This window comes from Marinomonas aquiplantarum (genome assembly GCF_003314975.1).
Taxonomy (GTDB): Bacteria; Pseudomonadota; Gammaproteobacteria; order Pseudomonadales; family Marinomonadaceae; genus Marinomonas; species Marinomonas aquiplantarum.
Map to the genome: position 1 here is coordinate 190,297 of NZ_QNRF01000002.1, position 12,595 is coordinate 202,891.

General features: G+C 45.8%; 11 protein-coding genes and 1 tRNA gene. 8 read left to right on the top strand and 4 right to left on the bottom strand.

Translation table 11 applies throughout. From position 1 onward, the window contains the following. Positions 1-18: 18 nt before the first annotated feature. On the bottom strand, positions 19-942 hold the full coding sequence (locus tag DFP76_RS04255) for a homocysteine S-methyltransferase family protein (protein WP_113873428.1): 924 nt from the start codon (positions 940-942) through the stop codon (positions 19-21). Between the two features lie 352 nt (positions 943-1,294). Beyond that, entirely contained in the window at positions 1,295-1,570 is a 276-nt protein-coding gene (locus tag DFP76_RS04260; RefSeq protein WP_113873429.1) for a DUF1330 domain-containing protein, read from the bottom strand. A gap of 91 nt (positions 1,571-1,661) precedes the next feature. Between DFP76_RS04260 and DFP76_RS04265 the strand changes: the two genes are divergently transcribed. The 3 genes from DFP76_RS04265 to DFP76_RS04275 all read left to right on the top strand — a co-directional run bounded on the left by DFP76_RS04265 (position 1,662) and on the right by DFP76_RS04275 (position 3,785). After that, the gene (locus tag DFP76_RS04265; protein ID WP_113873430.1) at positions 1,662-2,588 is read left to right on the top strand and encodes a LysR family transcriptional regulator; all 927 of its coding nucleotides are present in this window, start codon (positions 1,662-1,664) and stop codon (positions 2,586-2,588) included. A 96-nt stretch (positions 2,589-2,684) separates the two neighbouring features. Continuing rightward, the gene (locus DFP76_RS04270; protein WP_113873431.1) at positions 2,685-3,215 is read left to right on the top strand and encodes a hypothetical protein; all 531 of its coding nucleotides are present in this window, start codon (positions 2,685-2,687) and stop codon (positions 3,213-3,215) included. A 102-nt stretch (positions 3,216-3,317) separates the two neighbouring features. Next, positions 3,318-3,785 carry a GNAT family N-acetyltransferase gene (locus DFP76_RS04275; RefSeq protein ID WP_113873719.1) on the top strand — a complete coding sequence of 156 codons (468 nt, stop codon included), beginning with the start codon at positions 3,318-3,320 and terminating at the stop codon, positions 3,783-3,785. Between the two features lie 27 nt (positions 3,786-3,812). Here the strand turns inward: DFP76_RS04275 and DFP76_RS04280 are convergent, their stop codons facing one another. Beyond that, positions 3,813-4,358: a peroxiredoxin-like family protein gene (locus tag DFP76_RS04280; RefSeq protein WP_113873432.1), complete on the bottom strand. Its 546-nt coding sequence runs from the start codon at positions 4,356-4,358 to the stop codon at positions 3,813-3,815. 116 nt (positions 4,359-4,474) lie between these two features. Here DFP76_RS04280 and DFP76_RS04285 point away from each other — a divergent pair, with 116 nt between their 5' ends. The 3 genes from DFP76_RS04285 to DFP76_RS04295 all read left to right on the top strand — a co-directional run bounded on the left by DFP76_RS04285 (position 4,475) and on the right by DFP76_RS04295 (position 7,240). After that, positions 4,475-5,308, top strand: coding sequence for a helix-turn-helix domain-containing protein (locus DFP76_RS04285; RefSeq protein WP_113873433.1), 834 nt, complete (start codon positions 4,475-4,477; stop codon positions 5,306-5,308). 118 nt (positions 5,309-5,426) lie between these two features. Beyond that, positions 5,427-5,503: transfer RNA gene (locus tag DFP76_RS04290), tRNA-Ile, on the top strand. A 345-nt stretch (positions 5,504-5,848) separates the two neighbouring features. Then, entirely contained in the window at positions 5,849-7,240 is a 1,392-nt protein-coding gene (locus DFP76_RS04295) for an L-cystine transporter (protein ID WP_113873434.1), read from the top strand. An 80-nt stretch (positions 7,241-7,320) separates the two neighbouring features. Here the strand turns inward: DFP76_RS04295 and DFP76_RS04300 are convergent, their stop codons facing one another. Next, positions 7,321-8,688, bottom strand: coding sequence for a DEAD/DEAH box helicase (locus DFP76_RS04300; protein WP_113873435.1), 1,368 nt, complete (start codon positions 8,686-8,688; stop codon positions 7,321-7,323). A gap of 185 nt (positions 8,689-8,873) precedes the next feature. Between DFP76_RS04300 and DFP76_RS04305 the strand changes: the two genes are divergently transcribed. Then, a complete protein-coding gene (locus DFP76_RS04305; RefSeq protein WP_113873436.1) occupies positions 8,874-10,058 on the top strand; it encodes an FAD-dependent monooxygenase in 1,185 nt (394 codons plus the stop codon). 192 nt (positions 10,059-10,250) lie between these two features. Next, positions 10,251-12,590 carry a glucose/quinate/shikimate family membrane-bound PQQ-dependent dehydrogenase gene (locus DFP76_RS04310; protein ID WP_113873437.1) on the top strand — a complete coding sequence of 780 codons (2,340 nt, stop codon included), beginning with the start codon at positions 10,251-10,253 and terminating at the stop codon, positions 12,588-12,590. Positions 12,591-12,595 lie beyond the last annotated feature (5 nt).

The following is a 12,595-nucleotide window of genomic DNA, read 5'->3' on the forward strand; positions in this document are numbered from 1 at the left end:
GTAACGGCATTTTTGTTTTTAAAGAGTTAGTTTCCATTCTGCCAGCGCTTGAATGTGGCTGGGTTCAATACCGCAGCAACCGCCGATGATGTTCGTACCGAGTTGGTGCCACTTTTTCGCGAAGCCAAGGTATTCTTCTGGCGATAGATGACGAGACCCTTGTGTTGTTAAGTTGGCCTCATGGCCCTGCGATATAGGGATAAAACTGTTGGCGTAAGCGCCTATGTTTAACGGTCTCTCGTACTTTTCTAACAAACGGGTGGTATCACGTATGGCTTGTTCCATGACTTCAGGTACGGAACAGTTAAAGAAAATACCGTCAGCGTTTTTTATTTGTAATGCTTTTGTCTGATCTGTTTGGGACAGTATGGCGTCTAGTGCAGCAGAGACGGATTCCCCAGAGCGCAATCTTGCCGTTTCTGCCAGTTCATCACTCAAAGTGAAGGCGTAATAACAAGGTTTTGTGGAATCCTTTAGCACGTCAGCAACGGCATGCGCTTCTTCAATACTGGCAATGGTTTCGGCAAGCCATAAGTCCACATATTCATCTTGTGCCGTAAACAGGGTTGTTAAAATGTCCAAGGCTTGTTGTTGTTCAAATAAGTCTGGTCGATAAGAGCCAAGAGGTGGTGGCAGTGAGCCTGCGACTTGAACTGGATGAGGTGCTTTGTTTGCGGCGTCTCTGGCTATGATGGCCGCCTGTTGGGCAAGCTCTGCACCTTGTTGGCGATAGCGTGATTCTCCAAGGTGAAAAGGCACACAGGCATAGCTGTTTACTGTGATTATTTCTGCCCCTGCTTGAATAAAGTTCTCATGTGCTTGGGTAACATAATGAGGGGCTTCTAATAATGCTTGTGCGCTCCACAGTGGTTGTGAGAAGGGCGCGCCAATGCGCTTAAGTTCGCGGCCGATACCGCCATCGAGTAGGGTTACATTATTCATTACTGTCTTTTACTGGCCTAAATTTTATTAGCGCCATTCAACCATAAAGACAGAGAAAAGGTAATGAAACTTGGTCATGATTAGGATAATCCAGATCATCATCAGGCCCAAAGGACAATATGCTTTTATTTAGATACATCGGTAGAGGACTCGTCTCTGTTTGTTAAGGTGATACCTTGCTTAATTCGTGCTTAAGCATTGCGGACGATTTGTATATAAAAGTGTTGGAAGGTTTTAAAAATAAAGCCTCTTGCTGACTGGTGCCATCAAGAGGCTTTATGTCTCTGTATTAGAGTAAGGCGTTTATTCTTGAGGTCAAATTTGTTCTAAAACGGCCTTAATCTAATAAACGTTAAATTAAGTGGAAATGGCACGCCATGCCTTGTCCTCGTAACGGAATCAAAGCTTGATAAGCAGGGCTTTCATACCAAGCCTTTGCACTTTCTCTATCAGGAAACTCAATAATGGCTTTCATAGGATGTAAGGCATCGCCATGCAATACTTCAAGGGCTCCCTTAGCAATAAAATGACCATTAAAAGGGGCAAAAGTCTCTGCTGCTAATGCACTGTATTCTGCGAGTTTATCTTTATCTAACGGGGTTAAGTCAACGACTACGTAACTGGGCATATTGCATCTCCTGAATTGAGTTTGTTGACATAGCTTAGGGTTGTAATTGATAGTGGACAATATCCATTAAATTAACTTGTTGTTTAAATATATGAATACTGTGAAATTGGCTCCATTGCTGCTAATTTTTGTTGAAGTAGCGAACAAACGTTCTTTTACCGCCGCGGCTAAAAAGTTAGGCATGAGTAAATCGGCCATTAGTCAGCAGATCAAGCGTCTAGAGGAGTCGCTTGGTCATCAATTATTAATTCGGAACACAAGAGGCGTTGTCTTAACGTCGGCGGGTGAGCGTTTACTGGAGCGCAGTGAATTATTGAGCGAGCAGTTGAGTATGACCTTGACTGAGCTGGACAGTGAAAAAGACCAGCCCAGTGGACACTTTAAGGTGTCGGTGCCACCTTTTTTTGAAAAAGGCATTGTTATACCAGCCTTGAAGCAATTGTGTTTAGAGTTTCCCAAGTTAACCCCAGAGGTGGTGGTGACTGAGAAGTGGCAAGATTTAATAGAGCATAATCTGGATGCAGCCATTTTTGGCGGTGACATCAAAAATTGCGATTATCGTGCTTTATCCATAGGCACAGTCTCTGAAGTGTTCTGTGCCTCCCCACGTTACCTGAAACAATACGGTGCCGTGACTTCCATTAATAATTTGTCAGAACATAAGTACATAGGCACAGCTTGGCATCGTGCTAAGTTGCAGATTTTTTCCGATGACTATCGTCATGAGCAACGTGTTGCTGTACCACACAGCGCTAAGGTCAACACACTAACAACAGCGTTAGAAGCCGTATTGAACGATATGGGAGTCGCTTTATTGCCTGAGTTTCTTGCTAATCCCCATCTGCAACAAGAAGGTTTAGTGAGAGTGTTGCCCGATTTAAGGGGGCGAAGCTGGCATTTTTACTTCTTGCATCAATATAAAGGTGAAAAGCCAGTTCACGTAACGCGTTTTTATCAGTTGTATCAACATTACTTCAACAAGGGCATTACCTCCTTTGAGCCTTCCACATCGATTTAACCCATAACAAAGTGTTCGTCATAAAATTGACTTTTCGATGTCTTTAAATAGCGTTATATTTTGTAACTGGTTTAAGGAAAAAATAAGGAGATCTATATGAAATTGGTTAAGAACGCGTTGCTCTTGGGGGTTCTGTTAGGATTAACAGCTTGTGCGTCCAAAATTGCAGTGCCTGATAATATGCCCAAAGCAGGTTTTACTGTAACCGTAACTGGCTTTATGGAAGACAGTAGTTTAATGAACAACGAATACGTTCGCATTGATATGAAGAATGCAGACGAAACTTGGGATGGCTATCATATCATTAAGCCCGATCAGACCAGCTACGAGCTTGATATTCCCGCTGATCAAGCCTTAACCATGGTAGTAAATTTGATGCAAGGAGGCGGTAAAATTGAGCTTTTCGGAGGTGGCGGCAGCTTTTCAGCGTCGTGCGGTATGATCATACCGATACAGGTTTCACCTGGTGATAAAGTGGATTTTGTCTTGAATCTTGAGCATGAAAGTAACGAAGATAAGATTGCTGGTGCCGTCATTATCAGTGCTTGTGATGCCGTGTTGACCATTAACGATAACGCGCCTCAAAAAATGGTTGGGGAAGCGTCTTTCACGCAACACACACCTTAAGCATGATACTAAAAGAACAGGCCGCAGATCGGCCTGTTCTTTTATCTAATGTGCTTTTATATACTAGATAAAAGAATAGGGCATTCATTGGGAGCCAGCGATTTGATTCGAATAGAAAAAATGACCACCAAACATGTGGGTCGAGTCATTGATCTCAAGGTGTTGCCAGAACAACAAAGGTTTGTTGGGCCAGTGGTGGATATTCTAGCGCTGGTCAATGCACAAATACGCCCTTATATCATTTGTGATCAAGACGAGATCGTTGGCTTTTTCATATTGGATACCGTGTTCAGCCAATCCCATGATTTTGCCGACATTCATGACCTTGGTTTGAGAAAATTTTTCATTGATCAAGCTTATCAAGGAAAAGGGTTTGCTCGTCAGGCTTTACAGTGCCTAGACGATCACCTTGTGGAAGAATACGCTAGATATAAACATATTTTTTTAACCGTGAACTGCCTCAATACAGCCGCCAAGGCTTGTTATGAAAAAGCGGGCTTCAAGGATACGCAAACTTTATATGAAGGTGGGCCATCAGGCCCACAACACATCATGATCAAATCCTTTTGAGCGATAGAATCTATCCGTTTATACGAATTACACCAATTCACCGCGCGCTGGGTAATCTTTGTTGATGGCAAAATCGATCGCACCAAGCACTTCTTTAAAATGCGGGCGAGCAAACGGCATGGTGCTGATGTTGCTCCAATATAAAGTGTCATCTGGACGCACGAGAAATAAGCCAGGTTCGGTAAATTCTGTTGGTTCTTCAATGCCGATACTGGTGAGCCCGCGACCCGCACTGCGATGTAATCCCCAATCCTGAGACTGCTCAGCCGTTAAGCCGTAAGCCAATGGTAGGTTTTCAATTTCCCATTCTGTTGAAGCTTGTTGAGCACGTTCTTTAGTATCAGAGCTCAATGCTAATACGTTCACGCCTTTGGCTTTAAAATCTTCCAATAAGCGACTGAGTTCTTTTAGGTAGGTTTTGCAGATTGGGCAATGTAGACCGCGATAGACTACCACCATCGTAAAGAACTCTGGTGCTTGGTCGGCAAGGCTCCATTTACCTTGTAATGTGTCGAGGTTGAGCTCTGGAGTGGCTTGTTGTGGTTTTAATACCTTTGTGGTCAGTGTAGACATAATGCGTCCTCTTGTTGATGATTTAACCATGAAGACATCATAGAAGATTAAGTGATACGATAGGTGCCTTAAAGTGTCATAAGTGTTGCAGATCGTATTTTTAATGAGTAATTGATATGGATAGATTGTCTTCCGTGCTAAGTGCCTTTCGACCCAGAGCGACGGCCGTGACCAGTGTGACTCGCGCGATCACTGCGCAGCAATTACCACTGAAAAGTGCCGCGTGTTATTGGCTTTATGGGTTAGAAGGTGAAGTGAGCTTACGTGATCAGCATGGCAAACCGCTGACACTGTGTCATGGCGAAGGGGTGTGGCTTGCATCCGGTATGGTATTTACCTTAACCCCTACTGATGCTCAATCCTCTGCACAGTTATTAATCTGCGAATACGATTTCGCCAGCAAAGCACTAAATCCCTTACTAGATGATGCGTTACCTTGGGTAAAAATTTCACCAAAAGACGAGATTGGACAGCAGCTTCAGCCTCTAAATAGCATTTTGATACAAGAATTTATTCAAGCGCGTTGTGGTTCACAAGTGGTTTTAGAACGTTTGGCAGAAGCCCTGTTAGTACAAATGTTGCGGCTCTTTATGCAAACTAATCGGATACCATCTGGTTTATTAGCAGGGTTAAGTGACGCAAAGTTGGCTCGCGCCATTGTCGCCATACATGAGCAACCGCAACAGCCATGGCAACTTGAGGATTTAGCGGCGTTGGCAGGTATGTCTCGTTCCAGCTTCAGTCGCGCCTTTCGTGAAACTCTCTCGATGACACCTATGGCGTATCTTACCTTGTGGCGGATGCGAGTAGCGGCACAAAGACTCAAAAATGGCGATAAAAATCTAGCATTACTGAGTGATGAACTAGGTTATCAAAGTGAAGCCGCGTTTCGGCGTAGCTTTAAAAAAGTCATGGGCGTCCCGCCAGGGGCTATACGTAAAGCCTCTTAACACATTCATCCGCAGACGATGACATTGCCTCTTTGGCTAATTGCGTGAATTTACTCGCAAAAATGGCATTACAGCTTGGCATCATCATCGCTTGTCGATATAATTCGTTCCGCTTTTCGGGCCTGTAGCTCAGTTGGTTAGAGCATCCGACTCATAATCGGCAGGTCCCCAGTTCAAGTCTGGGCAGGCCCACCATATAAAATAAGCCCTAGTAGGTTAGTACTTACTAGGGCTTTTTTATTTCTATGATTAACTAAAAACCATTTTCTCAAGAGCCTTTTAAAAGCCTAATTCTCATTAAAAGAGTCTTAAACAATGCTCTTAATTACTTTGCTTTTTTTCTTGAAAATTACCTGCCTTTTTCTTACACATTTTTGCGATTTGCTTATTACTTTTCTTTATATAGATTAATGAAAATCGATCTTATCCATTTGGTCAGGCTTTTGTTACCATGGCGCGGATTTTGTCGACCTGTGTCGTTTTACATGGAGTAAAGCGCATTTAATGTCGATGTATAGGATGAATGTTTAAGGTGTAATTATGTTGTATTCCGTTCTCAATTTGGCGGTGTTTGTGGTTTTGTTGGTGGTCTTGTTTCGCCAGCAAAAATCCGAAAAATCCCTGTCTGTACGTGTGTTTACCGGTTTGGGCTTAGGGGTGTTGTTCGGTGCGATATTGCAGTTCATTTATGGCGTTGGTAGTGCTCCTATTACAGACACGCTTGAGTATGTGAACATTGTCGGCTCTGGTTACGTCAGCTTGCTGAAGATGATCATTATGCCGTTGATTTTGGTGTCAATTATCGGTGCGATCGTTAAGGTAAAAGACACGGGCTCTTTGGGTAAGATGTCTGGTTCCATCATTGGTATTTTGTTGGCAACCACGGCTGTGTCGGCTTTGATTGGTGTGTTTGTCAGCAACTTATTCGGTCTGTCTGCAGACGGCATTGTACAGGGCGCTCGTGAAATGGCTCGCGGTGAAGCCTTGGAGACACGTTTAGATGGTTTAGCCAATGTGTCTTTTGCGGATATGATTCGCTCTTTCTTCCCTGGTAATCCGTTTGCGGATCTAGCAGGTAGTCGTCCAACGTCGACCATTGCGGTAGTGATCTTTGCCGCCTTTATTGGTGTGGCTGGTGTGAAAGTAGCGAAAACTCAGCCGGAAATTGGTGAGGTTTTCGAGCGCTTTGTCGACGTATCACAAGCCATTGTTCGTACATTGGTGCGCATGGTATTGAGCCTAACGCCTTACGGTATTTTAGCGCTAATGACCAAAGTGGTTGCCGGCTCTAATGTGTCTGACATTTTGACTTTGTTGAATTTCGTTGTCGCGTCGTATGTTGGTTTGGCGTTAATTCTAGTGATGCATTTGTGCTTGTTGGCGTTTAATGGCATCTCGCCAATTCGTTACCTGAAAAAGGTGTCACCTGTGCTGCTTTTTGCGTTCACATCACGCTCTAGTGCTGGCACGATTCCATTAAATATTGAAACGCAAACTAAGAGCTTAGGTAACGGTGACGGCGAAGCCAACTTCTCCGCTTCTTTTGGTGCCACCATGGGGCAAAATGGCTGTGCTGGTTTGTACCCTGCTATGTTGGCGGTGATGATTGCGCCGACCATAGGTATTAACCCACTTGATCCTTCTTTTATCTTGTCTTTGGTGGCGATTGTGACCATTAGCTCGTTTGGTATTGCAGGAATTGGTGGTGGTGCGACGTTTGCTGCCCTAATAGTATTGTCTGCGTTAGACATGCCAGTAGCACTTGCGGGCTTGTTGATTTCCATAGAGCCTTTGATTGATATGGGACGAACAGCTGTTAACGTGAATGGCGCAATGACTTCGGGAACGATCACATCTAAGTGGTTAGGGCATACCGATGACGATACGTTTGCCAGTGATAATGAAGCCAGTGGCGAGTTGAAAAACGGCTAAAAACGAGTGTTATCACGAAAAAAACCACCCTAGGGTGGTTTTTTTGTGCGTGCTAATCAATTAATGCAGCGTTTGCTTATCTATGATTGGCTCGTATTTGGCTTGTTTACACCGCCGTTCGGCTTGCGATTGCGTCTGGCAGGTGCCAATGGCTTGCTGCGCAAACCTTGACCTGGCGTAACGTCAGCTTTTGGCGCAGGCTTTTTCGTCTTGTTGTTACTGTTGCCTGATCTGGCTGGTGTCTTATTGGCCTTGGGCTTTTTTGGCTTCTTAGGCTTGATTGGACGGGTATCCAGTGTAGTGTCTGGCAACATGTGGGTTGGGAAAAAGTCGTCCACGTAGCGACGTTCAATCAGCTTTTGAGTGAGACGTTCGATGGCTTTAAGTTGATCCAATTCGTCCGCTGATACCAAGGAAATAGCTTGTCCTGTGGCATTGGCTCGACCCGTTCGGCCGATACGGTGAACATAGTCTTCCGCCACGTCAGGTAAATCAAAGTTAACCACGTGTGGCAGTTCTTCAATATCAATGCCGCGTGCCGCGATGTCGGTTGCGACGAGAATACGAATGCGACCTTCTTTAAAGTCGGCAAGTGCACGAGTTCTGGCACCTTGGCTTTTATTACCATGAATGGCGCTGGCGCGAATGCCGGCCGCTTCCAGTTGTTTGGTAATTTTGTTGGCACCGTGTTTGGTGCGGGAAAACACTAAAGCTTGTTGCCATTGACCATCAGCAATAAGATCAATCAACAAATCAATTTTCTGTTTCTTATCGACTGGGTGAAGCCATTGCTCGACAGATTTGGCGGTGGCATTGCGCGGAGTGACTGAGATTTCTACAGGGTTATTCACTAAACCTTTAGCAAGGTCACGGATTTCTGGTGAGAAAGTCGCTGAGAATAAAAGGTTCTGACGTTTTTTCGGCAAAATAGCCAAGACTTTTTTAATGTCGTGAATAAAGCCCATGTCGAGCATGCGATCGGCTTCGTCGAGAATCAAGACTTCCAGTTGGTCGAATTTCAGCGCATTCTGGTTGTATAGGTCTAGTAATCGACCTGGTGTGGCGATCAGTACATCCGCGCCACGACGCAGGGCCATCATCTGTGGGTTGATTTTGACACCACCAAACACCACGGTCGATTTTAGCGGTAAATGCTGACCGTAGTTTTTCACGCTTTCAGCAACTTGAGCCGCTAGTTCACGAGTTGGGGTTAATACCAAGGCGCGAACTTGATTGCTTTTTGCTAATGGTCCTGCGCTTAGCTTTTCAAGAAGCGGCAGGGTGAAACCGGCGGTTTTACCGGTACCTGTTTGTGCCGCTGCCATAACATCCTGACCTTCGAGAACGGCTGGGATGGCTTGCGCTTGAATCGGTGAAGGCTCTGTATAACCTTGTTCTTCAATAGCTTTAAGAATAGGGGCGGACAGACCCAGTTTGGTGAAACTCATAGATGTACTCGTGTAATGACAAAGGCAGGTGTACAGATTGACTGTACAAGATTTGCGCGAAGCTTACCCTATATTCTTCTATGTCGCCATTAAAGATGACGTAAGTCGCTTTTTTTTAACCTTAAATTCGCTACCATGATGAACAGAAGTGACCTCATTGGTCGAGAGCTAAGGGGACAAAGAGATTGGATCAAGTAAAGCGAGCAGTAATTGCAGGTGCCGGTATCGGCGGGCTAACGGCGGCCTTAGCTTTGGCTAAGCAAGGTGTCGAGGTGGTGATGTGTGAGCAGTCTTCACAACTGGGAGAAGTGGGCGCTGGTCTGCAAATAAGCCCAAATGCCAGTAGGGTGTTAATTAAATTGGGTCTAGCTGACGCATTAACATCAAAAGTATTTGAGCCAGCCTATGCCAGTATTCGAGACTATCGTTCAGGAGAATATTATTTGCGAGCGCCGCTGGGGAAAGAAGCGGAGTTTCGCTACCGCGCACCTTATTGGCATTTGCATCGCGCAGATTTGCATGCTGTGTTGGTCGAGGCTTGTCGGTCAGCTGGGGTGAAAATTCAACTAAATGCTGAGGTGTCTGGTTATCGGCAAGAACAGGATAAAGTGGTGTTGCTGCTTACTGATGGGCAATCTGTTAGTGGGGATCTGTTAATTGGTGCGGATGGTATTCGCTCGGCCGTTCGGACTCAGTTACTGGGGCCAGAAAAGCCAAGTTTTATGGGGCAGGTAGCGTGGCGTGGCGTGATCTCAGTAGATGATCTGGCGATGAAAATTGAGCCTGAAGCTTGTGTCTGGGCGGGGCCTGGAAAACATCTGGTGACTTATTATTTACGTGGTGGTCGGGATGTTAATTTTGTTGCTGTCGAGGAAAGGTCTGATTGGCGCTCTGAGTCCTGGCGAGAAGAAGGCGATATTCAACAATTACGTCGAGCCTTTGCGGATTGGCATCCACAAGTAACCGAGTTGTTGGGTGCTGCGAAAAGCAGTTTCTTGTGGTCGCTGAATGGGCGTGCAGAATTGTCGACTTGGCATAATAAACGAGTAGTGTTGTTGGGAGATGCTTGTCATCCTATGTTGCCCTTTATGGCGCAAGGTGCGGCCATGTCAATTGAAGACGCTTATGTATTGGCTGATCAGTTAAGTCAGTATGATGTTCCTATAGCGCTCATGAATTATGAAGCCATTCGTAAACCCCGAGCCACTAAAATCCAACAAATGTCTGCGGCCAATGCTGGTTTGTATCACATGCATGGTGGTGTATTAGGTAAAGCCAAACTCAAAGCCATGCAACTGGCTACGTCTATTGCGCCGAAGATTGTGCAGTCAAAATTGGACTTTGTTTATGGTCATGATGTGATCGGCTAGGATCTTCGTCACGGTCGAAATGTTATTAAAATATGTAAGAAAAAAGTCAATTTGATTGTTTTTTGCTCTATCCATTTAATTTGATCTCTAATCATTTATGGTTGAAAAAGAGTGTACCAACTTGCTTTGCTGCACTCTTTTTAAATCAAATGCGAAGGTTTTTTTAAATCAAATGCGAAGGGATAGTGTCATATGATTTTGCTCTCAGTGTTATTTTTTCTGCTTGGCATCGCGCTCATGGTAGGCGGTGGTTGGCTGCTGTCGCTCGGCGGTAGTCTTTATTATTTATTGGCGGGTGTAGCGTTACTCGCCGTGTCTTTTACTCTGCGTCGTTCCCACAAGTTAGCAAATGGGTTGTATGCCGTTTTGCTCATAGGGACCTTAGCTTGGGCTCTGCAGGAGTCAGGATTAAGCTGGTGGCCATTAGCCACGCGTATGGGTCTATTGTTGGTTCTGGCTATTCCTTTGTTTTTGGTGGCTTGGTTTAAATCAGGCAAAGGTGGCAGAGTCTTGTTCAGTGTTTGGTTAGCGACCGCTTTGGTGACCATTTCGCCTTTGTTTATGACCGCGCCAACGACAGTAGAAGGGCAATTGACCCGTTCTGTGACCTTGCCAGAAGCTAAGCTTGGTGATGCCAAACGAGCTGAGTGGCAAGCTTATGGACGCAGTAATTTAGGTCAGCGTTTCTCTCCTTTGGATCAAATCACCCCAGATAATGTTGAGCAATTGCAACTGGCTTGGCAATATCAAACCGGCGACAAAAAAGGCCCGCAAGACGTGGGCGAAACCACCTATGAAGCCACACCATTAAAGCTCGGTAATGCTTTGTATATCTGTACGCCGCATAACTGGCTAGTGGCATTGGATGCCGATACAGGAGAAGAGCTGTGGGTATACGACGCCAAAGTACCGTCAGACAGTCAGCGTCAGCATCAAACTTGCCGAGGTGTCTCATATTTGCCTGCCAGCGATGGACAGCCTTTACCTGAGATGAAGAAAGCCTCGCAACCGGCAGAAACGCTTGCCACTATGCAGTGTGATGCTCAACTGTATCTGCCAACGTCTGATGCGCGTTTAGTGGCGCTTGATCCGACGACGGGCGCCCGTTGCGCTAATTTTGCAGATCAGGGCGAATTGGATCTAATGCACAACATGCCGTTTAAACAGTCGGGCTATTACTACTCTACGTCGCCGCCATTAGTCGCTGGTGGGGTGGTGATTGTTGCAGGATCAGTCAATGACAATTATGACATCAACTCGCCATCTGGTGTGATTCGTGCCTACGATGTGAAAACGGGGGAGTTGCAATGGAACTGGGATTCAGGCCACCCTGAAGAAACCGCACCCATCGGCGACGATGAAACTTATGCCACCAGTTCGCCAAACAGTTGGTCAATCGCCAGTGCCGATGAAGACTTGGGTTTGGCGTATTTTCCAATGGGTAACCGTACGCCGGATCAGTTAGGTATGTACCGCTCTCCAGCGGAAGAGAAGTACGCGACGTCAGTCGTGGCTTTGAGTCTTGAAACTGGTCAAGTCGAGTGGGTGCAGCAGTTTGTCCATCATGACCTTTGGGACATGGATACCCCAGCACAGCCTTCGTTGTTGGATTTGCAAACGGATTCTGGAATACAGCCTGCTCTGGTCGTACCCACCAAACAAGGTGATGTGTATGCCTTGAATCGCGCTACGGGTGAACCGATTTTTCCAATAACAGAGGAGCCAGCACCACAGGGTGCTATTTTAGGAGATTATACAGCGCCAACCCAGCCAACATCGGCCTTGTCTTTTAAGCCAGAAGATTTAACGGAAGCCGATATGTGGGGGGCGACCTTATTAGACCAGATGATGTGTCGTATTGAGTTCAAGCAATTGCGCTATGAAGGACGTTATACCCCACCTTCTGAGCAAGGCTCCATTATCTATCCAGGTAACTTTGGGGTCTTTAATTGGGGCAGTATTGCGGTAGACCCTAAACGCCAGCAGATGTTTGGTATGCCTTTGTATCTGGCTTTTACTTCTAAGCTGGTGCCAAAAGAAGGGGTGGATTTGAGCCAAGCCAATAAGGGCGAACAAGGTGTTAACTCGAATGAGGGCGCGAATTATGCCGTGGAACTCAAGCCATTCTTGTCGCCAATTGGTGTGCCTTGTCAGCAACCACCTTGGGGGTATGTGGCAGGTGTGGATTTGAAAACGGGTCAGACGGCTTGGCAGCATAAAAACGGCACAATTGAAGACATGACGCCATTTAAATTGCCGATCAAAATGGGAGTGCCGGGCATTGGTGGCCCTATTATCACTGAAGGTGGTGTGGTCTTTATGGCGGCAACGGTCGATGATTATCTGCGTGCCTATGATATGTCGACTGGCGAGGAATTGTGGAAAGCGCGTTTACCAGCGGGTGGTCAAGCCACTCCTATGACGTACCTCAATAGCCAAGGCGAGCAGATGGTGGTGCAAGTGGCGGGTGGTCATGGTTCCATTGGTACGACTATCGGAGATTACGTGGTGGCGTACAAACTGAAAAAGTAGCTGCT